Source organism: Olivibacter sp. EAT-5 (assembly GCF_044784325.1).
Classification (GTDB): domain Bacteria; phylum Bacteroidota; class Bacteroidia; order Sphingobacteriales; family Sphingobacteriaceae; genus Olivibacter; species Olivibacter oleidegradans.
In genome coordinates this window covers 3,006,142-3,030,304 of record NZ_CP173028.1, presented here as the reverse complement: position 1 = coordinate 3,030,304, position 24,163 = coordinate 3,006,142, and the positions used below count along the sequence as shown (strand labels likewise).

Sequence of the window (24,163 nt, the reverse complement as noted above, 5' to 3'; positions counted from 1 at the left end):
ATCTTACCGGCAACTTCGAAATCCGGATACCTATTCTTCCCCCTCTATTTTCGTATATCGGATATCTTTCAAAATAACCGAATCACCACCATCTGCTGCAATATGCTGATAAACTTTCTTGGCAGGAATATCGAAGTCAACCTTGCTAAAGGTAATATCTTGTGTATTTACCAGATGGACCATTGAGTCTTGACTAACCAACTTTGCGTTTTCAATAGCTATGTGCCTGGCATCCTTTATATCAAAAAGCCTTTCAGTCTTGGCTCTCACCTGACGAATTTCTACTTTTTCCAACGGAGCTTCCGGGATACCATCTATTCGAACAAAGTGTGAAGCATCTTCAACGATTAGATTACTGATCTGAATATCCCGAAAATGGGGCGTTAGTTCATTAAGCTCAACTTTCTGAGAACGATCTGCAGCCGCTCCCACATGGACAGCACTTCCCAACATATCCCATCGCAGCGCTGTTTCCCCTACACGTAGGCGAATGCGATCATAAAACAACTGCTCTCCACCACCTCCTCGCGGTCTTCTTGTTTTAAAACGGATGCCATTTCCTTCGTTGTTAAAAACACAATCGTGTACATATAATTTACGAATCATACCAGCGGTCTCACTTCCAATGGTAATCCCGCCATGCCCCTTTTCTGCCAGACAATAGCGTACCACCACATTTTCGGTAGGCCTATTAACGCGCAATCCGTCCCAGCCTCTCCCTGCTTTCATCGCCAAGCAGTCGTCACCGGTCTGCAACGTGCAGTATTCGATTAGTACATTCGTCGACGATTCAACATCGATACCATCACCTCTTGGGATGCCAATCGAGTGAATCGTTACCCCTCTTATAATGACCCGATCGCAATATTGCGGTACAATATTCCAGAAGGCAGTGCGCTCAAGTCGGACTCCTTCAATAAGTACATCCCTGCAGTTAATAGGAGCGATAAACATGGGAGGAAAAATAAAACTTCCGTCCTTCCCGTCGTATATACGTTCGGCTACTGGTTTATCATGTGGAACAACATTTTCAATTACATCGTGGGTCATAATTTGTTTCCGAACGGATCCTTCTGCAGGCCCTATGAGCCGTCCCTTACCCGTAATAGCGATATTTTCTTGATTATTTGCGTAAATACAGGCGCCTAAAGACATCACTTCCACACCTTCATTACGCGTGAAGACAACGGGTAAATAATCGTTGATCTCTCCACTAAAATATAGCTCCGCACCCTCCTCAAGGTGCAAATTGACATGGCTCTTCAAAGCAATTCGTCCCGTTTTCCACTTGCCTTTTGGTATGCGTAGTGTTCCCCCTCCCGTAGCGGATAATTCATCGATACCCTGTTGAATAATAGCCGTTACTTGGGCATCTGCTTTAGCTCCTAAGTCCACTATATTTTTGCTTTGATCCGGAAAAACGGGTTGCTTCAGATTTTCCATGGGAAACGGTGCTTTTATCGGTGCAATTGAATCCGGCATGCGAGCCGCGCCAACTTCCCGAGCCGTAGGGATAGCATGCACCTGTTGCTCCTTTTTTTCTTGTCGGCTATTACAAGCTTGAAGCAAGCAAGCCAAGAGCAATATAGCGCTGACAAAAGGCTGGACGAAACTCATGATGCTTGAAAAATTTTCTTCATATAACGTGTATTCGCGCCGAAGTTCCCCCGTACGTCGCGTGGGTTATTGGCATCTCTGGAGCGCTCTATGACCAGCCATCCCTTCCATCCCATATCTTCCAATGTTTTTTTCACTTCTATCATATTCAAGCGTTTATTATTTTCGAGCCATACACCATCTTCATCCGTACAATGTATTTGACAGATATAATCTTTTCCCAAGATCCGCAATTCTTGATGCAGATCACGTCCATTTTTTAAGGCGTTCGAAAAATTGAAATAGCTTCGGATATAGGTTGAACCGATATCATCCAAAAACTTCTTTTCTCCCGCAGCGTCCAGCGCCGTCTCGATGCCAATCGTTACCTTTGCTTTAGCCGCCATTTTTCCGATAACTTTCAAACGCTCCACCAAGACTGGTCGCAGTTCGGGATATTGGATCAAGTCACATTGTATACCCAAAGGAAGGAAAGCAACCTTCACACGCATCGCTTTCATGGTGTCAATGCAATCCTGCACCATTTGCTGGTATGTAGCGCGCTTAGCAAGGGATTGTGCGTAAAAACCAGTCATAGCCAAGGAACATATTTCAATGTTCAGCGCTTTTAGTTTATCCAAGTAAGCCTTCCGAGTTGCCGGATCGGCGAGTTTATTATCAAATGTATCCCGATTACCTAAACCACCCATATCAACCTCCACGCCATCCGCCCCCAATTCATGCGTTAAATCAAGTGCGCTGATTTTTTGCCTTTTCAGCATCATCAAATCTATTACGCCTATTTTATAAGGGTTTTTAGCGGAGGCATAGATTGTATTGGGTAATAAAGCTGTTCCCAAGACCACCGCAGTGGCTTGCTGTAAAAATTTTCTTCGGTCTATTGTTTGTACAATTAACTTCATGAGTAGGAATTGAATATTTTTTAATTGTTTTTTATTAATCGTGTTACTTTCTTCCGCAGAAAGTAACCAAAGACTCATCGCTTGGAACTTTGCTACAATGCTAGTGCATCAACCTACAAACCGCAAATTTCCTAGGCGATTTTTATGTCGAATGTAGGTTTTCTGCAAACAGTTATTTAGGAATTGAGCGTGGGAAAAACGACCTTGTAGGATACGGCGGCAACGAGCAGCAAAGCATCTGCAGAGCCAATCATATTGCTTTACCCAAGCGGATTGACGAAGCGAAGCGGCTGCAATACGCGCCATAAATGCTTTGCAATCAGGTGCAACGTAGCATACAAAGTCTTGATTTTGCTCAACTTTTATCAAGAAAAGTTGATTAAGAAAAAACTTCATTGAAACAACTTCTCTAAATTTTCATAACCTTTCAAGGCATTTCCAGGAAGTTTTTCCCCATTCTTCCCAAATACATAAAGTGCCTTTTCATCTTCGATCGTACATTTACTTTCGTCGTAATTTCCCTGTTTATCTTTTACGGCTTTTTCGTTCAAACCGAAATGTTTGATCATAAAATCATATACCGGTTTCCGCTTGGAAAAACCGAAATCATGTCCATCTTGCGGTAGATGGATATTCTCCATCAGTTCTCGCTTCCCGTAATAACTGTATAGTTTTTGCAAATAAGGCAAATCATGCTCAGGCATATGGGCGGTCCAATCCCCGCCATCAGATATAACAAGCTGTGGATTAGGTGCGGCCATAGCTGCAAGTTCCACATTATTCGTTCCACCACCACACAAATGGATTGGCATGCCGCTTTCACAAGGACATCCTCCATAGAAGTAGGAGGACAGTGAAACGACAGGAATGCTTAATTTAATACGGGGATCGAGGGCTGCCATCAACACGGTTTGACTACCACCGCCGGAGCCTCCGCAAATAGCTACCCGCGAAGTATCTGCATCGGGCAAGCTTAATAAATAATCGAGCATACGTACGGCTCCCAGTGTCTGTACGGTTTGCGATAAGCTCTTTCGATGATCCTCGTATTTAAATTGTAAACCGGATTCGCCCCAACCGAACAAATCGTAACTGAAGGCCATCGCTCCCATTCTAGCTGTCATGGCAAAACGGATTTGTGCATCTTTACGGAATCGATGGCCTTGCCAGTGTCCGTCCGGACTTAAAACGACGGGTATTTTTCCCTTTGCTTTCATTGGCCGATATAAGGATCCGTTCACATAGAGTCCCGGTAATATTTCAAGGGCAATATTCTGAACCGTATAACCATCCATTTTCCGTACAGGTGTAACTATCGGTTTCGAGACAGGCTTAGCGGGTAATGGACTTAATTTTAATGCGTTCCATAATTCTTTTCTAAGGCTGTCTTTCCTTAATTCCCAACTTGCTTTGTCGTGATATCGAGCGGCCAGCGTATCCAGTTTCTCCCAACCTTCTTGCACAGGCCAACGGTAGTATTCGTACTCTTTTAACTTATAAACACCTTCTTTTTCCTTATTCACTTTTAGGTCCAGAGGCGCTAAGACCTGAGATAGGGTCTCATCTACCGTTGGTCTAAACCGCCATAAGGCATAGGTTAAGTTTCGATCTTTTACCTGATTTTCGTTGTATTTGATCTTGACACCGAAGCGAGCCTCAATTTGTTGCAGTACGTCTTTAAGCGGCATCCGGTATTGACGATCGCTGTCCTGCGCGCGAGTTGATCGCATAAAACATAGCTGACTTATTACCAGCGATATGAGCAATATGAACGAAATCTGACCTGTCATAATTAATCTTCCTCTTTCTTATATTCTTCTAACTTAGGAGCTGTGTAGCCCTTTACTTTCGGCCATTCGCCATTCTTAATAGGCAACAGCTTGAGTTTCTTTGGATCAACGACGACATGTTTTATTTTTTGTCGCCTCCAAGTATAAATAAAGTGCAACAAGCCATCTTTCGTTTGGATCACGGCGGGATAGGAATACTGGCTAATGGGTGAATCTTCCAGTATCAATGCGGCCGACCAGTTTTTTCCGTCTTTAGAGACCGATACGTTTAAAGGTGTCCGGGGGCCTTTAGCCAGATTTCCCGGAGGAAGTACATGGTTATAAACCAATACATGGCGACCGTCGGCCATCGTTACCGCATCGGTTCCTGAGTTATTATTCGGTAAGCTTGTTTTTTCGAGTGGCGACCAGGTTTCGCCGTTGTCGGTCGACCATGATTGCACTAAAGCCCGGTTGCGACTACGAGCGAGCAACTGTAAGGTGCGATTACCATGTACGAGGATGCTTGGTTGGATCGCGTCAATACTATCCTTCGCGGCCAAAGGGCCAATTTTACGCCAAGTCTTCGCAAAATCCGGTGTTACTTCGAAATGGATTTTCCAGCCGTTACCTTCGGTGCTGCTGGGGCAAAAAAGTTGTCCGTTATCGAGTAAGACGGGTTTATTTTTCACCGGACCGATATGGCCATTTGGTAGCTTTTCGGCAGTCGACCAGGTTTTTCCCCCATCTTTCGAGCGCTTTAGCATCCCCCACCACTCCGAAGGTTTTGGACCGATTTTATAAAACAAAAGTAAATCACCTCCCGGAATTTGATAGAGCACGGGGTTCCAGGTAGGTAGGCGCTTACCTTCTGCCTGTACGCCGTCTGCAGCCGAAACCGGAGCCGTCCAAGTGCCGTTTTCAAAGCGGCAAACATAAATCTCCACATCGGGATGACGCTCCTTGGTCCCACCAAAAAAAGCGGCGACTAAACCGGTGGGTGTTTCAGCAATCGTTGCTGAATGGCACGACGGAAATGCCGCTTTTTCATACAAAAACTCTTCTTTTAAGATGCCCTGTTTCCACGGCTGTTTTTCTTGAGCATGCAGGCCTATAAATACACCAAGCATAAGCAAGGTTAATAAACTAATCTTCATCTTTTTACCCATTATTTTTCTCCTTTGCTTTTTTCGCCTTTGCCGCATCGACATAGGCTTTAAATAGTTGACGCCAGTTCCGGCCATTTGCATTGAAATACTGTTCAATTTTGGTTTTGTAAATCTCGAAAACAGCAGATATCTGCTTCATACTTTTGTAATCCACCGCCTGCTCCCGTGCCTGCTCGAGGTTTTGCTTGATCACCTCCCGTTCTTTTGCTGTTAAATCGGGAACAATCGCTTCATAACCTTTTGTTGTAAAAGCCACTTTACCGATCGTGTATTTATCCAGAATAGTGCCTACCTGCTCTTCAGTCAAATCTTTTCGCAAACCGTCCATTAATTGTTGATGAACTTCTGTCGGCATGGCACTATCCGCAATGATTTGCCGATCGAGTTCACTTAACTTATTTCCCGTCGCGGGATTGATACCCGCCGGTACCTCCGTAAACGGGTGACTATTGTGCCAATCCCGTACGGCCTTTAGATGCCCGGATATCACCTGCACCACGCGTGCTTCTTTTGTTTTGTCGTGCAACTGCAAATTTTCGACCCATTCCTGTGCTTTCTTGAGCTGCTCGGCATCCGACTTTTCCAAACGCGCCGCATCATCTTGGCCATGACTCGCAAAGGCGAATAGCAACAAAGCAAACAGGAAACTTAAGGTTTTGATGTTTTTTAATTGTTTCATCTCTACAATTTATTTTTATTAGCTATCGGATTTCGGTTATCAGCAATCAGCTTTCAGTCACACAAACCTTTTTCACAACTCACAACGGGCAACTCATCATTCATCATTCATCACTCATCACTCATCACTCAACCAAGTCAACACTGAACTGATACGTTCCGGCTCCCACCTCAAATACACTATGGCTGTTTTCTTTTTTCACAAATCGAAGGCCTTCCAGACCTTCTATTCCTTCTCCATGTTCACGGATTTTTTCCTGATCTGCTGTTGGAAAATAAACCAGCGCGGTTGTATTGCCCGGTACTTCAACCGTCCATTGCAGTTTATCTTTTCCTTTTTTCCAGCTGCTCCGGATCTGTCCATATGCCGAACGATGGGCCCCTTCTACCTGCATGAGCGGGAGACTGAAATCGGGCTTCATAACAATTTGCTTGAAACCCGGTTTATTTGCTTTTATGCCAATTAAATGTTCATAATACCAGATCAGTAAATCACCCAATAGCATCACGTGGTTTTGGGAATTCATGGAAGGATTTGCGGTATCACCATTCCATAGTTCCCAAATCGTTGTTGCACCTTTTTCCACCATATATCCCCAGCTGGGGTAGCTGGTGTTTGTCGCCAACTGAAAGGCTAGGTCAGCACGCCCCTGATTGCTAAGTCCTCTCATTAAGTACTGCGTACCAATGACACCCGTGCTGATATGTCCCTTGTTCTCCTTCGTAATTTTGGTAACGATATTTTCAAAAACCTGCTTTCGGTATTCATTTGGAACCATATCGAAATAAAGAGGAAGTAAATTTGCCGTCACCGTATTATTACTATACTGTCCTAAACTCTTGTTCAAATACTTTTGGTTAAAAGCTTCCTTTATATCCGCTGCTTTGGCCTCAAAGAATTGCTTATCAACCTCATTGTTTACAATATCCGCAAAGCCTTGCATCAGTCGCAACAGCTGATAATAGCTTGCCGAGGCCAATAACATGCCCTCCGTTTGACGTAATGGATCTTTGGAATGGATCAGCTCTTTGGATTCCGGTGGCACGCACCAATCACCATACTTATCCTTTGTGATCAATCCATTTTCTTCATAATTTTCCCACATATACTGTATCCATCGTTTCATGGATGGATAATGCTTCCTGATAGCATATACATCCCCATATTGTTGGTACAGCATATTGGCAACGGTCAAATAGGTTCCCGGCCAAGTTACATTATCACTGTAATAGCGCCAAAAAGCAGGTGCTACATCCGGAATGCTTCCATCCGGCAGTTGAGCACCCTGAATATCGTCCAGCCATTTGGCATATAACTTCGCGTTATCAAACAAAAAACTCTCTCCATAACAACCTGTTGTACGGTCACCAAGCCAGGGCTGTCGTTCGTTCCGCTGAGGGCAGTCAACCGGCATGCCTTTGTAATTTCCCGCAATCCCCCACCATGCATTTTGGTAAATCGCATTCAAGATTGGCCGGTCGCTTGTAAAGCTGCCGGTAGTTGCCAAGGCATCATAAACAACTAAGCCTTGCAAATCGTCTAAGGTAGGTTCCCCCGGATAGCCGCTTATTTCTACGTATCGAAAGCCATGATAAACAAAGCGTGGTTCCCAATATTCCGTTCCTTCGCCACGTAAGGTGTATACATCCGTTACTTTCGCGTCTCTTAAATTAGCAACAAACAAGCTCCCATCTGCTTGAAGGGATTCGGCGAAACGCATCTTTACAGCCGTTCCGGAAGCGCCTTTTACCCGAATTTTCAGCCAACCGGTCATGTTCTGCCCCATATCGACGATATAGGTGTTCTTATGAAGTAGACGAATCGTTTTCGGTCGCAAGGTATCCATTACTTGCATAGGTTCATTGAGTTGTGCACGAGGCATACCGCCTGGTTCCTGTACAAAAGACGCTTTGAGCCAAGTTTGATCGTCATACCCTACCTGATGCCAACCAAGCAACTCTTTCCATGCATCACATTCTTCACCATCGTATTCATTGTTGGTTCGTATGGGGCCGTCCGCAGTCACTTTCCAGGTGTCGTCCGTGCTGATTGTTTCCTTCGTGCCGTCCTCATACCATATATCAAGATTTAAACGCATCTTTGGATAGCCAAAGGTTTTTATTTTATAAGGTTTATAGGCTTGCCGCATGGTGTAAAAACGACCATTGCCTAATATAACGCCAAGCGCATGCTTACCGCGCTGACCAAGGTATTGGGTTACGTCAAACGTATTATATTTTACTTCCTTCGTATAGTCAGTAGGAGCTGGGGCTAGTACTTGTTTTCCTATCTTTTCACCATTTATATAAAGTTCATACAGGCCTAATCCTATGATATAAACCATTGCCCGTTTGACCTTTTTATCCGCTTGAAATTCCTTGCGGAAATAGCGCGCCGATAACCTGGAGAATTGATCTTCACGGTCCCAATCAAAGGATCGATCGAGACCAATCCATCTACCTTTCCAATCATTGTATCGCAAAAGACCGACAGTCCAATAAGCAGGTTCACTCCACCGAGTCTCTCCATCATCTGTCCAAATTTTCACCCGCCAATAACATTGATCGCGACTATTCAGTTTTTCTCCGTTATAGGGTACTTGTATACTACTATCACTTAACACCTTACCTGAATCCCATCGATCGGCGTATCCTTGTTTCAATAAATCCAAAGAAGACGCCACCTGTATCTGATAAGCTGTTTGCATCAGACCCCGTTTACTGCCGATTAGCTGCCAACTCAGTCGCGGAACCTCTTGATCAATCCCCAATGGATTAGTTAGCGATTCACAGCGTAGATCGCTTAACCGCACATCGGTCATCTCGGCAAAAACTGCCGGAAAAAACCATAAAGTACAGAAAAGAAAAACCAATAAACGCTTACTTTGCATGTTATTCTTGCTCGTTAAAATCAAAATACAAGGTCAACTCTTTTGCCCTACTCGGATCTTTTTCATAGTCGTAAAATATGTTTTTCATACCCATTGGGCCTGTATTTTCCCTCTTTTGGGTTTTCGTCCCAATTCCTGAAATCCCTTGCATAAAGGAGATATCACCCGAAGGGAAGACGAGATCATAATTTTTCCACGGGTCTTCCTTAAACGCAGGTGTGTACAGTCGCAGAAAGATATCTTCATCGGGAGTTATTACTTTAAAGGAATGGTTTTTAGTCTTGATACGCGCCCAGTATAGATTCGCGTGATAACCTTTAAATTCAGGATACAACCACGGTGCCTCGCCCGTTTCACTCGTATTATATGCTTTGTCCCATACGCCCAAACTTTGCCCCTTCATCCTATTTTTCCACACGCGATAGGGTCCTCTACCCATATAAGTAACACGCAACATCTCCTTCTCGGGAAGTGAAAAATTCAGGCCAACATAATCGGTGAAATAATCCCCCGGAAAATAACGTACAAAAAGTTTCACCAATCCCGAAGGGTAGAAAGTCCACTCCAATGTATTATAATTTGTTTTTGTGTCGAAAGTTGAAGCAAACACCAGCTTAGCACCGTCCTGATGTAATTGAAAATTGCCAAAGTTATTTATGCCTTGCTGCAGAACGGGACCGTCATGGAAAGGGATCGTTCCTTTTCCATTTGTCACCTGTAACAATTGGCCATTTTGCTTATTCAAGGTCAAGCGCAGCGCTCCTATATGCACGAGAAGTAAGCTATCCCGCTCTTCATGGGTTATTTTATTCGTTCCCTCTTCTTTAATTAATTGGCTGGCCACTTCCTTTGGAATTTGCACGGGAAACGACCAGGTAAACAGTTCTTTTTTATAAGGATCGCGGACTGTAAGATACAAGACCTGATAATTTCGCCAGTTTTGGGGAAGTGTTATATGTAAGGTTCCTTTTTCAAATGGCTTAATATCTGGCGATGTTATAGTCCCACTAACAGAATCAGTGGCTAGGCCATCGCCCGACCAAGTCTTCAACTTCCAGGTAAAGGAACATTGGTTTAGATTGGTAAAGGCATAGCGATTTTCAATGGACAAGACACCATCGAAGGCGGGTGTAATTTCCCTGCGCTCGATAAATACAGGACTCCATATTTCCTTAATGGCGTAGAAGCTCCCCTCCTTTTCGCGATAGGGCCCCACGATACCGTCGGCACCACGATTGCCATCGGTATCGATGGAATCCTTTTTATCCTTTCGTACCACGCCTTGATCGGCGAAGTCCCATAAAAACCCTCCTGCTGAAAGCGGTTCTGACCACATATGTTTCCAATAGTCTTCTAATCCGGCACCGTGACCGCCATCGTACATGCCATGGAGAAACTCGGTAGGCATCACAATATCCTTCCCATGATCGTAATTCCCAATGCCATAATTATATTCTCGGTAGTGTTGCGTCTCGATCCCGCCGAATAATTGCCAGGGGTGTACAACAGGGCGTTGCTGCCTGTCCTCTTGTAGAAAAATGCTATCTAAATCAAAGTTATGGCCGCCCTCGTTTCCATTGGCCCATAGCACGATGGATGGATGATTTTCATCATGAACCATCATCTCCTTTAGCAACTTGGTACCTGTTGAGGTGTCATAATGCCCGTGCCATCCCGCCAATTCATCCATTACATAAAGTCCGAGCGAATCACAGACTTCCAGGAAATGATCGTCGGGTGGGTAATGTGACATCCTGACCGCATTCATATTCATGGCTTTCATCAGCTCGACGTCTTCGATACTTAAGGCTTTACTGGTTGTCCTTCCTGAGCTGGGCCAAAAGGAGTGTCTGTTAACTCCTTTAAATTTCATCTTTACCCCATTGACGTATATACCATCTCGCTGCTTTACTTCCACCGTTCTAAAGCCAAATCGCTGCTTAACCCGATGGATCAATTTGTTGTTATCATATAAGTCGAATATGACTTCATAACGATGAGGGAATTCGGCCGACCATAACAAAGGCTTTTCTATATGGCCTTTAAGACTGATCTGCGCTTGACCACCAGCCAGTGATTGCTGCATAACATTGCCAACGGCCTTACCTTCCAGTGTATAAATTTGTGCTTGTATCCGGTCAGCTTGTCCATTAACTTTTACAAAGGATTCGAAGGCACCATTTGCTAAGGCATTGATCGAAACGCGCGCGATATGCCGTTGAGGCAGTACTTCTAGCCATACGGGACGGAAGATACCACCAAAAATCCAGAAGTCGCCTTTCCGCTCTGCTGCGTTTACCGACTCGTTGGCGGAGTGTTTAGATACCTTCACTTCGAGCACATTCTCTTTTCCGTAATGCAAAAGTTTCGAAATATCGTACTTAAAGGCGTAGTAAGCGCCTTGGTGAACGGGACCGGCCAACTGACCATTAACCTTCACTTCGGCGTCCGTCATCACGCCTTCAAACACGATGTTAACATATTGCGTCTTCCATTCTTTAGGAATCGGAAAGCGATATTTATATAAACCTTCCTCTTTCCCAACCTGCTCGGTTTTATCAAAGCCATAATTATAGTTCCCAAAACCTTCCAACTCCCAATTGGATGGAACGGGAATAGAAGTCCATTTTCCTGCATGAGCTCCGTCTGTGCAATAGAACTCCCAATTTACCCGATTGTCTTTCCCTGTGCCCGATAGGTAAAGGCGTTCCGCTTCTTGGGCTTGGGAAGAGAAGAAAAGGCAGAGTAAGCCAAATAGAAAACAAATGTATACAATAGGCCTCTTCATCTCATTTACTTAAGGGTTCAGCACTGAAGTCTTGAATATAATAAACCGCCTCTTTCACCGGATCTCCCGGATTTTTCAGGTCAAAGTCTTGGTCTGTTGGTGTATCCGCATCGGGGAAGCGCCTCACTTCACCCGTTCGAAAGGCCACACGACTAATACTAGCTACCGGCGCGAAAAATATTTTTGTTCCTTTCTGCTCACCATTGACAGCAACTGTATACGAGCGACTGCTTACATCCAGATTTAACTCAATTTGTAAAGCTTTCCCGTTTTCATACGTACTGAGCTTTGAATCCCGATAACCTGCTTTGATTTTTAAGAGGCTATCCTTGTCCAATATCAAACGTACAGCGGCTTGCCCTTTTGCATCCATGCATTCTATATGGAGGAGTCCGTGATCAACCTGCTGTGGGACCAAGGTAAACTTTACCGATAACTTTTTGCTTTCAGGTACTACGCGTTCTGCCTTTGCATAATCATAAGGGTCTTTATCCCTTAAAGCCAAAACCTTGTTTCCATCAGCTGTTTTCTCCATCTTAACGGGCGCCCAAAGTGGACTGTAAAGGTTCCAATCGTTTAATTCTTTACCATCCGTCATCCGGCTAAAGACTTCTTTGATCGGTTGCGTGACTTCGGAAGTAATCGGAACAGGGACACGGGCTACCCACATATCTTCCTTATTCATACTGTAAGACACCCACATGGCCTGCCCCGGGGGATTACCATTACCTTCCACAATTCCACGCACATACTGCGGACCATAAGATTTATAGTTTCCGCCATAGCGCATAGATGAAATCTCACCATTTACTAATAATAAGTCCTTATAGTGAAGACCATCATCACTAGTGGAAACCGCGAGTGGCCACCTAAATTCAGAAGGGTTGTACACCGTAGCATAGCGCCCATCTTCTGTGCGCTGGCCCCATATTTTGGCATTGCTGTTCACAAATCCCGGTGCGCGCAGCGGATCATACGCCCAGGTTTTACCTCCATCGGTGCTAATCGAAGTCAATGCATGCTTCCATAAGCCCACCACCTGCCCATTCGGAAGGTGGTAGTAATTGAATGCTTTAATAGCGCGTTTCAATGGAATTAAGGGGTCGTCCCGATCTGCTTCCTCTACCCATTGCTGCATCATCAGGGGCTGTGCCAACAGCTCTTCACAGGCTTTCACAAATCCTTTGTCCTTACTTTCGGTAAAAAACGGAAAGGCTGATAACTTTTTATCCCAGGAAGCATTATTACGGATAAAATGAATTGGACCGAAACGACCGTCTCGGTATATCTCACGAATCACCCGCCCGATGCCATTTCCGTCATTCGGATCATCCTTTGCATCCATGGCCACGCCGTAATAGCCTAACACGAATAAGCGATCGCTCTTTGACACATAAAAACCCATGCGCTGATGCATGATGGCGTAGAGGTCTTTGGCAACCTTATCATTTCCTTTCTTCTTCCAACCATCGGGTATTTTATAAGGCGGGAAGACTACCACGGGATCTGACCATTGATAACCATCCTTCGATGTCTGTAATAAACTTTCACTTGGTGGAATATGCTCACCAATGGGATCGCTCAAAAACTCCAAAAAGAATTGATTGTTCCAATAAGCAAGCATGGGTTGATGATTGTAGGTCCAGTTATGTCCTCCTGCCAATTCAGGGTGCTCTCTATTAGCTCTAAATACCTGAATATTGTGTACGCCAACGGCCGGACTTAACTGACCGTGATGGTAATCTACATTGGATAAGGTGGTGCCGATGTATTTTACTGTGTCCTGAGCGGCTGCCTTTCCTACTTGAAGTAGATAGGAGAGGCTAAATACTAATATTGTTGTTTTTAGTTTGAATATCATTTTATAGATTCTTTTAATGACTATCGGGTATCATACCCAAAGCCCTTATTTTTAAATTCGTGTTACTTTTTTCCGCAAAAAGTAACCAAAAACTCCCGGCTTGAAATCTCCTATGAAAACTTCTGCCATTCCTTAGCCTCTTCTATCCGGATATTTCTAGGCCGGATTTATCGCTAACGACCAGTGACTGCCTAGCAAAACCTTCTTAGGTAAACTTTCCGATAGTAATTTTCTTTTATGGCAATCGTTACACCTGAAAACGATATAGTTAAGATTGCTTCACTCCCACGTCATAACCAATCGCTTCGGTTTGCAAGGACGTACATAGTATCGTCACTGCGGGGAGGTACAACGAAAGCAGTCATATCATCCCTTCTTATTCCACTTCCTTTTTCAATCCCTTCAAAACGCCTTTGCTTGCTTTGAAAATGGTACCATGTTTATGCCCTTCAGGAATACTGACCTCGTCGTCGATCGCTTTAAATTGCTTAAAATCCTTTGTACTTACGGCTTTATATTTTTTATCACCATATGAATCGAAATAAATCAGATAATCTTCTCTTGCTTTAACCACACTCGGTCCTTCTGTTTTTTCACCTGAAAAGGGTTGGGAAACATCGTGATAAGGTCCTAAAGCTTTTTCAGCGAAAGCCACCTTTAAATTACGATTTGGCCTTGTATTATCTTTAAGCACCAGCACATAATCTTTCGGTTTTCTTTTGACAATCACGGCATCAATGACACTAAACCCAGGGTCAAGAAAGAGTTGTGCCTTCGTAAAGTTTTTAAAATCCTTTGTAGTGGTATAGTACATTCGGTGATTGTTTTTCTCTTCTTCCACGCCCTTCTCGAAACGATAAGGAATAGTGGAAGCCCATATAATGATGTACCGCTTTTCCTCATCATCATAAAACAATTCAGGAGCCCATACATTTATCGTTTCCGGCTCATGTTCCATAACCGGTATAAATCGTTGTTCCGACCAATGGATCAAATCTTTCGATGCTGCATAACCGAAACCTTTGTCGCCTTTCCAGCTACAGGTCCAGACCAAATGAAACAGGCCATCCGGGCCTCGAACAATTGAGGGATCACGCATTACCTTTTGGGTACCCACCGTAGGTTTAAGAAATACATGGTTCAAATCTTTCCAGTGGTAAGCATCTTCACTATACAACAACCGTAATCCCGCATCCGCCGGCTCATGAAAAGAACTAAACATATATATATTCTTAGAGCAAGAGGCTAAAAAACCTGCCACTGTCACCAACAGCACGATTTTAAATGATGAACGTATATTAACGATGAATGATGAATGATGATTGATGAGTGATGAATTCATAATTTTCAAGGTTTAAACGCTATCCTTTACTCCCCTCCATAATACCAATAACCAACACGAATAACCAATAACGAACAACTAATAACCAACAATTAAATCGCCTCTAAAACCAATACCCAATCATTCCCCTCCTTCTTTCCACCTGGTGCTTCAAAGCTTTGCCCATCTGCATTTTGTATCTCACCGATTGTGGTATATACGCCAGTACGCGGATCGAACCACGAGGCTTTCAGTTTGTCGCTTGATAATCTTGTCGGATTAACTTTAACAGTTCCTCCATTATAAGTATAGATCAACGCATAATCTTTACCTCGGGTTGCGACTTTGTAATCATAGCGTTCTCCGTTTTCTGCCAATAATGACTGGTCGGGCACGCGATCTAAAAAGGATTTTGATAACATCAGTTCCTTTAAATAACGCATTTGTCCGGCTCCTGGATTCTTTATAGCATCTCTCCATAATTCTGTGGCACCGTAAGCTGCAGTTGAATCGTTATCGCTTTCGTTTAGAAACTGCATCACCGAGTTATTACCATAGGTAAAGCCGAAAGCACCGGAGAAGACCGACCAGTAGGCATAACGACGTATATCTTTATCTGTCCATCTCGGTTCTTTCGGATCGTGCAGACCCTGCGGAATCCCCTCATAAGATGGTTCGCCATCTATTGTTGGTTTTGTAGGTGTTAGTTGATAATCGCCTTTTACGAAACGCCAGTTGTCCTCACCATAATGATTGGTTTCATTTGCAGAGGTGTCTTGGTCGTAGCGCCGATGGCCCGACTGGAACATATTGAAGTCAAGCCATGATTCTTGATGAAACCATTCAGATGAAGTAGTGCGCCCTCGAGGATGAAAGGTAATAAGGTGATTAGAATCGAGTTGATTTAAGGTATTTCCAATCGTTTTCCAAACTTCAATTGAATCACTTCCTTTCAAATCGCCTCCGTTTAACCAAATGATATTAGGTGCCGATGCATAGCGCTCGGCCAAGAAAGTAGCATAGGTTTTAGCCTGCTCGCTACTTACGCCGCCCTCTTTTACATTGGTGCCCCAAACCGGCACTAAAGCCAGGTATATGCTTTTTTCGGCCGCTTTTTTAACCGTGTAATCCACTAATTGCCAATAGGCTAGCTGGGTGCTATCTTGCCCGGTTGTATCTCCAATCGCTGGATTTGCTACATTTCCCATTATGAGTGCGGAATCGCCATACGTATTTTTAGCTTTCAACGTATGCAATAGCATCACTTGAATCACATTAAAGCCCTTCTCTTGCCGATCTTCTAAGTATCGGTCGATTTCCTCTTTGGTAAGCTTACTAAATAATAACCAGCCAGTATCTCCTAGCCAAAAGAAGGGCTTACCATCCTCCGTCACAATGTAACGCCCATTTTCAGACACTTTCAAACGTGGAAGAGAATCTTCTTTCTTCTGTTTGTTAGTGCAACTCATAAAGCAGAAAAAGGCCAATATGAAAGCATAGTTGCTAAATTTCATCATAATATGTCGGTTGTTAAGCACGGTGTATCCACACAATGCTTTGGTTAGTATTTCTTAGTTGAATTCGTTGTTTTTTACCACTTTGTAAGTGTTGTTTTCCCTTAACCTTTCCAGTTGCCGGATCAAGGTAAAGCACGATGTATCGCCCCTTACCGTTGGGCAGATCGACTTCCAGTTCGTTTAAGCCGTCAGCGTAAATAATTCGCTCTCCAAATTCTCCTTGCAGCATATACATCCCCGCCTTTCCGCTTGCTTGTGGCTTCATCTGTGAAGCGGCGGATAAAAAGCCGCTGGGTAGTGAGTTTGGAATGCTTGCCAACGAACCTCCTCCCATGAATACCGCCCAGCCATTACTTTCTGCGCCGTTTGCCGAATAGATCACCGCCTTATCAGGGTACTGTTCCCGATAAGTGGATACAGCCTGATAAACTTGCTCGAAGGATGTTTTCTTCGGTTTGAACAACCTGGCCTGCTGTCGTGGTGCCAAATGCTGCCCCCCTTTGGGCTCATAAGTGCTACCATCGGCCTGTTTGTACCAATATCGGATGTCAATCACCTTGACGATTTTATTACGCTTTGCATCGGCCAATATCGCATCCTGTACATCTTTCGTAGTGCTCAGCCCGATTAGCGCCTGCTGCTTGTTTTCTATTTCCCACTCCTCAATGACATCCAGCCAAAATTGAACGAAATGCAACGGTCCGGTATACTCTGCGCCCGTTAACTGCAGTACGCCTTTATTTTCCTTGAAATTATTTAGACACTGCCTGATATAGGCACGGTGGATAGCCGCCCGATGTTGATTACTAACATCATAAAATAGGGCATCCATAAAAATCCGCTTGTCGCCGGCATAGGGTGGAGGTTCAGGAAAACCTGTTTGGTTAATATTATTTGCTGTACGCCATGGAAAATCAGCATAATGGGCGCCCGCTTCGATAATATTATGCTGGAAATAGTTTTGATGAACGAGCAAGATGTCCTGTGCTTCTGCGAGGTTGGCGAAAGTTTTTAATCTCGACCAGTACCACTTATTATATTTAGTTAAATCATACTTACTTAAACCATCCCAAGCGAGTCCTTCACCGCTTCTGGCAAAGGGTAATTCGTAAAACGGAGGCCATACATCGCCGTCCATACGACGTATACGTTCATGATCGTCTCTTCTCCGATCGTACCAAAGCCCATAATTATGTTCAAACGCAACAACCTGCTGATTCTTCAAGGTGTCGACAACGTCCTTTAAATTATCCGTCAGGCCATTTCCTACCTGTCCGGGAACAAAACGGGTGATATGTGGGCGGGCTTTTTCCAGCGCGTAGCGCCGTGCACTGCCGTTCCACCATTGCACATCCTGCCGCTTTCCGGTTAGTACACCTTTTTTACCTACAAGCCAACCATTTTCTATATGTATAGTCGACGGCGATGAAGTAATTGAATTTTCGGCTTTCGGTGAAACCGCAATAATCAGCTTGGCTTCTTTGGACTTTAAAGATATAGAGGTGCGTTCACTAGCTTGATCAATAAATTGACTCAATGTCAGTTTGGGCTTGCCAGCTAATTGGGTTAACTCCTCGGCAACTTCTACCGAGGGGCTGCTGGATGCCTCCGTTTCTTCGGGCATTAAAATTGCTCGTCCGACAGCACGATCATCCAACCGTTGACTTAACTGCGCATAATACAAACTGTAGGGTTTAATATGCTCATTAGATTGTTCCCAATAAGCATTCCCCACAAATTGTGCCCAAGTTCCAAAAGCCCAATTTTGGGCCGTTGGAGGTTGATAACATTCTACGCGAGCAGCCGAACATTGCCAAAACACGCTATTCGCGGCCGCCCAGCCGGCTCCATTCCCGTCCTGTTCCAAATTGGAAAAACGCAGCGCTTGGCCATCAATATTTATACAATCGAACAAGTTCCCAGATGACCAACTATCAACCGCTCCGCTAAAACTGAAAGGTTGTACTGCTTGGCATTGCACAAAGGCATTAGGCCCTGCCGCCATGAAGCCTACTGCATAATCGTGATAACCATATTCTGCATAGAGGCGTTGAAATAGGGTTTGTTGCCCATTGGTAAAAAAAGTATTTCTACGCTGCCCGCCGATCTCTGATATAGGGTCTGTCGATTTACAATCCTCTACGGTTATCCGTTTACCTGTTTCTGCTACATAAACTGCTGAGCCTGCAAAATGTTTAAAATTGACTTGCCGAACCCAAGCATCCTCTACGTTTTCCATTGTTATGGCCGTCCATCGGTGATCTTCATCTTTAGGATTGGAAGCTTCAAAGCTCGACTCCAAACTTATATTTTCAATACCGATTTGCCCAATTCGTCCCTTCCATTGATAGACACTAACTGCTGCTGTATCATAGCGATGATCCAGCGCCGTCGTAATAGGCGCATCAATATAAACTTTGTTTCCTTCAACTTTTGTAATCTTCCGGTCCCAATAGATATCCCTCTGCCCGGGTTTCCATCCCAGGGATGTAATACCACCTCCAAAATGATCGGTCCCTAGGGTTTTAATCCAAGCCGCTGACGAACGCCTATGAATGGTGATTCCATCGCCCGGTTTAAAAGCCTTACTATTTGTCACTTCGAATGCCATGGCATTCACGGGTACATATTTTGTTTTAATTTTCTGTGTATGGCTTTGCGTACTATCCATTACTCCGACAATTCGGATCAAGGTTTCCCGATTGGTGCCGGTGCCAATCAATACGGTTCCATTCTCCGTTGCGCCACTGCCACGTAAGACGATGCCCGAAGCGGGAATCACCAAACTGCCATCAATTTGATAAGTACCTTTTTCAAGCAATATAGCACCTCGAAATCCATTTTGATCAAGCGGCAATTGAGCAACGTAGTTTATGGCCGACTGGATAGTAGCCGTTGCATCGGACGTTTGATGTTTAACCAAGGCCTTTGCTTCCACCAAAGGGATCGCTTCCTCCCCTCCTTTATATCCACTGTAGGAAAAATCAGGAATACGATTGCCCAAACTATCTGCCGTATATACTAATTGATTGCTTTCCCATTTCAACGGCGAATCGAGTGCGTCTTGGGCATAAAGCGTGTTACCCTTACCTAAGCAGAGCGCAAAGGTAAGGGACCACACTAACCAACTACTAAAACCACAATAAACCATATTAAACCAATCGCAACCAGCGATAATCTTAATTCTTTGCTAAAACCGGCTTCACCGTCTTTACATCTACCAGGCTATTCAAATAATTCTCAATATTCGTATAACCATTATCCGTATATTTCGATGCGTCACTTGGATCATTGGGATTTAAACCATTCTTTTTTTCCCACTCATCCGGCATCCCATCCTTATCACTATCCTTATAAGGCGTCCCTTTGTACTCAGGATAGCCGCCTACCTGACTAATATCGGTAATAATACCTTGTTTATAGGAGTCAATTGGCAATCTACGATGTTCAAATTGCGTTTCCGGCAATTTTACATCTTTTAAATAGTTTATCTTTCCTGTTCTTACCTGTTCGATAACACGTGTATCCACCGGATCTCTTTTGGGAAGCGTTGCTCCTACATTTTCCAGAACGTAATTATAAGCTTCTTTGGTAGGCAATATGCTGATTTTAGCCATCGGAAGGGGCTTATCATATTTCATTTTGGCAAAATAGGTCTTGGCAGTTTCCAAACTCATTTCATTTCCATCTTTTCCTTCAATTTGTACGCCGCCATCCCAATTATCTTTGGTAACACGTTCATTCCCTTCAACAATATTTCCGGCTACATGCAATCTACCGAATACCACGTAAGGCAATTTGCTTCTACCCGATTCCGGTTTAATGATGCGATAGCCCACCGGCGAGTCCTTCGGTGTGAGTGGACCGGGCTTGTAATAATTATTGATAATATTATACATGGCCTTATAATCGCCCCCATCCGTTGAACGATGCACCCAGTTGAATACTACATTATTAGCAAAATTGAAAACACCATTCCAGCCAATGGAAGGATTTCTACCTGCATTATCTGCCCATAAATTCCGCATAAACGTACAATTTTCGCCACCTAGGGTACTACCAAAAGCATGGTTCCAGGTGTCTAAAGCTTCTGAGAAAATTGAGTTTTGAATGGTAATATTTACGGTTCCAAGCTTTTCCTCCATCGCTTTCCCGGTACTATCATTATACATGTGGCGATACATCGACATGTTTTCATCCAATCCCCAACTTGCTGAAACATGGTCAACCATAATATTGCCAATCGGATTGCCGCCAATGGCATCGTCTCTTCGTCCAACCCATGTTTCGCCTCTGCGAAAACGCATAAAACGGATAATTACATCATGCGTATTAATCCAAACAGACTCCCCGGCGACACAAACCCCGTCTCCTGGCGCAGATTGACCTGCGATGGTGATATACGGAGCGCGAATAATCAAAGGTGTTTTTAAACGAATAATTCCTGCAACATTAAATACGACGATGCGTGCCCCACCTTGTTCGCAAGCCTCCCGCAATGTACCGGGGCCACTGTCTGCTAAGCTCGTAACTACAATTACTTTTCCACCGCGACCGCCAAAAGAATAGGCTCCGCCCCCCTCAGCACCGGGAAATGCCGGAATATCGGCCTGTGGCAAATCAATGGCCTTCGATGCCCAAGGCACATAGGGTTTCCCGTTTTTTGCTTCTTCTTCAATAATAGGCAGGGCTTTTTGCCAAGCAATTTCAGATTGCCATGCTGCGGCCTTCATCATCGAGTCACTCTTCCGCTTGACATCTTGTGGTATTTTTGGGTATTGGGCATATGTTGTTGCAACGATCCCAATAAAAAAGGGTAGCACTAAAAAAAACTTCTTCATTAGTTTATAGCATTTACTTAAAGGTTAGCTTTTGTTTACCCTACCCGAAAGTAAGGAACCTTGGTTAAATATACAGTATCAAATATCGTCAAGATGACACGAAATATTCTATAGTATATTGACGCGATATTATACAATATTATCTTTCACGAATTTATTACATAGAGAAGGACATTTTTCAATTATTTAGTTGTTATTGCAATCAAGGCTTTAAAAATCGGCAGATAACACTACTATTCTGCTAATAGATCTAGTCAATATCCTATGCTCATTTCGCCGTCTATCATCTAAAAACAAAAAAGCGACACAATCATTAAGATTGTGCCGCGTATCACCAAAAATTAAACTAATGTATTACAAAAAAGAAGAAACTTATTATCAGTCGTTTTGATGCATTTTAATAACCGGCATCTATTTGAATAAGCGGTTCATCACCAATAACAACATTGTATAAGGTAAGATCTGTAAACGAGGTTATACCATGTCCGGTGAGATCTGACCCATCGTAAACCAAAATATCAAAGTTCTCAGAACTAAAGTAGGGACTGTTAAAATTAATCGTATAAGTACCCTTAGGTAGGGTACCTAAAATACCCGAATCAAAGGTGTCATCATTTGTTTCGAAAGTATAAGTGTCACTGCCACTTGTGAATGTAATAATCCAATTGTTGAAATTACCTGTGTAGGGCAAAATAATAGGAACCTCTACATTCTGCGCATAACTACTCTTAAAACTAGCGAGTAAAATAAAGCTAAATATTACCAACCCTCTCACCATTTGTTGCTTTTTCATATTTATTTAATAAAAGGTTAAACATAACATTCAATTACAGCTTATTGCTGATAGTCATAAGTACCACTAGCCCCGGAATAATCCAACCAGCCTTTTGTCTGCGCCAGCCAAGAGTTGTTACTCAACACCGTTGCCGAAAGCCCGGATAGGTAATAGTTGGGACGGAATAGGATGGTAACCGGTGCATTGTTTACGCGATCCCATTCTTGGTCTAATGGTGTCATCACAAAGTAGTTTTGATAAATTGCCTTTAGCTTGGCGATTTCTTCATTAAAGTTCGCAGCATCAGGATCAATCAGGATGTTTCTATCGGCATTGGTCAGCGGATCCCTACCAAAGGTTTTTGATTGCCAGTAATAGCCTGTACGTTTCGTACCATTTATCGGGCTCAAGCCTAGCTTCTGTACCGAATTGCCACTTTCCTGGATATTATCATAAAGCATCCAACGTTGTATATCCCAAAAGCGCTTTCCTTCATAAGCCAGTTCTACCCTTCGTTCGTATAAACATGCCTCCAAAGCAGCGTATTTAGAGGTCGGCATGCCTATTCCGTAATTATTCGCCGAGGGAATACCAACCCGTTGACGAATTTTGGTCAGGTAGTTCACCGCGTTTCCAATCTCTCCTCGAGCAGCATAACATTCTGCTATATTAAGCAACAGCTCCGCATAACGATACTCAAAGATATCCGTACCGGAAAAAGCAAAGCCGGTGCTATCTGCCGCAGGATCGGACATTTTGCGAACTAGTGCAGGGCTATTGGTTTGGTCATTCGCATAATAGGTCACCTTGGTAGATGTTTCATTGTCTTTCCATCTATAGAACCAGGTCGATTTATTTTCGTTACCCTTAATTCCCCATTTTGATCCGGAGAAAGCGAATGTTCGATAGAACCGAGGGTCTCTGTTTACAAAGAAGAAGGTGTCTACATAATTGTCGGCATTAGGGCGCGAACCATCGGCCATTGGAAAAAGATCGAGCATCTCTTTTGGCGCAGCCAGACCTCCACCTCCCCGATAAGAAGCTGGACGAACCTGATTTTCCCATCCGTTATTATAGCCCGCGGAACCGGTGGAAGTATTTGATAGTAAAAAAACCATCAATGCCTCCGGATTAAACGAATTGTCATTTCTAAAGGTCATTTCCGCCCAATCCTTTGCATTTGAACCAAATAATCCATAGCCTGCGCCGGTCAATTTTGTTTCTGCATCCAGGCTGGCTTCCAAGGCCTTTTGCCAACGTTCATTAGCCGGGTTATCCCAATCTTTATTAAACAATGGGCTGGCAGCCGTCAATAGAACACGACTTTTCATAGCCAGTGCACCTGCTGCGGTAAGTCGCCCATAGTTGTTTGCTTCGCCGTCCCATCGCATCGGCAACAGTGCGGCCGCCGAATCCAAGTCCTTCACGATTTGCTCAAAACATGCCGACGAGGTAGCTCTTGGCTCTCGAATGGTTTCATCAGTAGCACTATTTTCTTGGACAGTAGTTACCAAAGGTACACCTCCATAAACCCTAACAAGATCGAAGTACTGTAGGGCCCTTAAGAAATACATCTGTCCTTTGGCGGATCTTTTAAAGGAGTCTGACAGTCCTTGCCCCGACTGGTCGATTCTGCCGATCAGGAAGTTTGCAAATCGTATGCGAGTGTAGGGATTATTCTGTACACTGGCCGTTACCGAGTTACCATAATAGCCGTCGGCTTGTGAGGCTAATTGTAAAGTCTTAGTCGGATTGATATAGTCGCCCACCGTGCCTCCTATTTCTTCTGTCATTCTTGACCGATCGTCTTTATACAATCCAACTACCTGCTGTAGCGGGTTTCGGTAACTCACAAAATAATAGTTATACATCCGGTCGATATACCAACCTGTTTGGAGTTCGTTCTCAAAAATACTGTCGTCGTATTTATCGTAACTTTTCATTTCCTCCAAAAAATCTTTCTTGCATCCGACTATTGTAAGTACGGTCATTGCAAAAATCAATATCTTCTTGTTCATGATGATCAAATAATGG

Annotated in this window: 14 protein-coding genes; all 14 read right to left on the bottom strand. The window is 43.8% G+C overall.

What is annotated here, in order from left to right:
- Positions 1 to 30: 30 nt before the first annotated feature.
- The 14 genes from ACH11B_RS12475 to ACH11B_RS12410 all read right to left on the bottom strand — a co-directional run bounded on the left by ACH11B_RS12475 (position 31) and on the right by ACH11B_RS12410 (position 24,147).
- Positions 31 to 1,617 (bottom strand): glycoside hydrolase family 28 protein, encoded by a 1,587-nt coding sequence (locus tag ACH11B_RS12475; protein ID WP_377612451.1) that lies wholly within the window; start codon positions 1,615 to 1,617, stop codon positions 31 to 33.
- Positions 1,614 to 2,597 carry a sugar phosphate isomerase/epimerase family protein gene (locus tag ACH11B_RS12470; RefSeq protein WP_377612453.1) on the bottom strand — a complete coding sequence of 328 codons (984 nt, stop codon included), beginning with the start codon at positions 2,595 to 2,597 and terminating at the stop codon, positions 1,614 to 1,616. The genes ACH11B_RS12475 and ACH11B_RS12470 overlap by 4 nt, the downstream gene beginning before the upstream one ends.
- Positions 2,598 to 2,911: 314 nt before the next feature.
- Positions 2,912 to 4,249, bottom strand: coding sequence for an acetylxylan esterase (locus ACH11B_RS12465; protein ID WP_377612455.1), 1,338 nt, complete (start codon positions 4,247 to 4,249; stop codon positions 2,912 to 2,914).
- Between the two features lie 62 nt (positions 4,250 to 4,311).
- Positions 4,312 to 5,445, bottom strand: a complete 1,134-nt coding sequence (locus tag ACH11B_RS12460) for an exo-alpha-sialidase (RefSeq protein WP_377612457.1) — start codon at positions 5,443 to 5,445, stop codon at positions 4,312 to 4,314.
- A gap of 4 nt (positions 5,446 to 5,449) precedes the next feature.
- Positions 5,450 to 6,136, bottom strand: coding sequence for a DUF3826 domain-containing protein (locus tag ACH11B_RS12455; protein ID WP_377612459.1), 687 nt, complete (start codon positions 6,134 to 6,136; stop codon positions 5,450 to 5,452).
- Positions 6,137 to 6,260: 124 nt separating this feature from the next.
- On the bottom strand, positions 6,261 to 9,026 hold the full coding sequence (locus tag ACH11B_RS12450; RefSeq protein WP_377612461.1) for a family 78 glycoside hydrolase catalytic domain: 2,766 nt from the start codon (positions 9,024 to 9,026) through the stop codon (positions 6,261 to 6,263).
- 1 nt (position 9,027) lies between these two features.
- Positions 9,028 to 11,814: a glycoside hydrolase family 2 TIM barrel-domain containing protein gene (locus tag ACH11B_RS12445; protein ID WP_377612463.1), complete on the bottom strand. Its 2,787-nt coding sequence runs from the start codon at positions 11,812 to 11,814 to the stop codon at positions 9,028 to 9,030.
- 1 nt (position 11,815) lies between these two features.
- A complete protein-coding gene (locus ACH11B_RS12440; RefSeq protein ID WP_149106303.1) occupies positions 11,816 to 13,675 on the bottom strand; it encodes an exo-alpha-sialidase in 1,860 nt (619 codons plus the stop codon).
- 376 nt (positions 13,676 to 14,051) lie between these two features.
- Positions 14,052 to 15,017, bottom strand: a complete 966-nt coding sequence (locus ACH11B_RS12435; RefSeq protein ID WP_377612465.1) for a glycoside hydrolase family 43 protein — start codon at positions 15,015 to 15,017, stop codon at positions 14,052 to 14,054.
- Positions 15,018 to 15,109: 92 nt separating this feature from the next.
- Positions 15,110 to 16,513, bottom strand: a complete 1,404-nt coding sequence (locus ACH11B_RS12430) for a glycoside hydrolase family 140 protein (RefSeq protein WP_377612467.1) — start codon at positions 16,511 to 16,513, stop codon at positions 15,110 to 15,112.
- 13 nt (positions 16,514 to 16,526) lie between these two features.
- A complete protein-coding gene (locus tag ACH11B_RS12425; protein WP_377612469.1) occupies positions 16,527 to 19,634 on the bottom strand; it encodes a DUF6298 domain-containing protein in 3,108 nt (1,035 codons plus the stop codon).
- A 58-nt stretch (positions 19,635 to 19,692) separates the two neighbouring features.
- Complete coding sequence (locus ACH11B_RS12420; RefSeq protein ID WP_377612471.1) at positions 19,693 to 21,354, bottom strand: polysaccharide lyase; 1,662 nt, start codon at positions 21,352 to 21,354, stop codon at positions 19,693 to 19,695.
- A 397-nt stretch (positions 21,355 to 21,751) separates the two neighbouring features.
- Positions 21,752 to 22,147 (bottom strand): hypothetical protein, encoded by a 396-nt coding sequence (locus ACH11B_RS12415; protein WP_377612473.1) that lies wholly within the window; start codon positions 22,145 to 22,147, stop codon positions 21,752 to 21,754.
- 41 nt (positions 22,148 to 22,188) lie between these two features.
- Entirely contained in the window at positions 22,189 to 24,147 is a 1,959-nt protein-coding gene (locus ACH11B_RS12410) for a RagB/SusD family nutrient uptake outer membrane protein (RefSeq protein ID WP_130856429.1), read from the bottom strand.
- Between the last annotated feature and the right edge of the window lie 16 nt (positions 24,148 to 24,163).

Excerpts from the sequence above, each read along its gene's own strand:
- ACH11B_RS12475 (WP_377612451.1), bottom strand. The coding sequence starts at position 1,617 with ATGAGTTTCGTCCAGCCTTTTGTCAGCGCTATATTGCTCTTGGCTTGC.
- ACH11B_RS12470 (WP_377612453.1), bottom strand. The coding sequence starts at position 2,597 with ATGAGTCTTTGGTTACTTTCTGCGGAAGAAAGTAACACGATTAATAAA.
- ACH11B_RS12465 (WP_377612455.1), bottom strand. The coding sequence starts at position 4,249 with ATGCGATCAACTCGCGCGCAGGACAGCGATCGTCAATACCGGATGCCG.
- ACH11B_RS12460 (WP_377612457.1), bottom strand. The coding sequence starts at position 5,445 with ATGAAGATTAGTTTATTAACCTTGCTTATGCTTGGTGTATTTATAGGC.
- ACH11B_RS12455 (WP_377612459.1), bottom strand. The coding sequence starts at position 6,136 with ATGAAACAATTAAAAAACATCAAAACCTTAAGTTTCCTGTTTGCTTTG.
- ACH11B_RS12450 (WP_377612461.1), bottom strand. The coding sequence starts at position 9,026 with ATGCAAAGTAAGCGTTTATTGGTTTTTCTTTTCTGTACTTTATGGTTT.
- ACH11B_RS12445 (WP_377612463.1), bottom strand. The coding sequence starts at position 11,814 with ATGAAGAGGCCTATTGTATACATTTGTTTTCTATTTGGCTTACTCTGC.
- ACH11B_RS12440 (WP_149106303.1), bottom strand. The coding sequence starts at position 13,675 with ATGATATTCAAACTAAAAACAACAATATTAGTATTTAGCCTCTCCTAT.
- ACH11B_RS12435 (WP_377612465.1), bottom strand. The coding sequence starts at position 15,017 with ATGAATTCATCACTCATCAATCATCATTCATCATTCATCGTTAATATA.
- ACH11B_RS12430 (WP_377612467.1), bottom strand. The coding sequence starts at position 16,513 with ATGATGAAATTTAGCAACTATGCTTTCATATTGGCCTTTTTCTGCTTT.
- ACH11B_RS12420 (WP_377612471.1), bottom strand. The coding sequence starts at position 21,354 with ATGAAGAAGTTTTTTTTAGTGCTACCCTTTTTTATTGGGATCGTTGCA.
- ACH11B_RS12415 (WP_377612473.1), bottom strand. The coding sequence starts at position 22,147 with ATGAAAAAGCAACAAATGGTGAGAGGGTTGGTAATATTTAGCTTTATT.
- ACH11B_RS12410 (WP_130856429.1), bottom strand. The coding sequence starts at position 24,147 with ATGAACAAGAAGATATTGATTTTTGCAATGACCGTACTTACAATAGTC.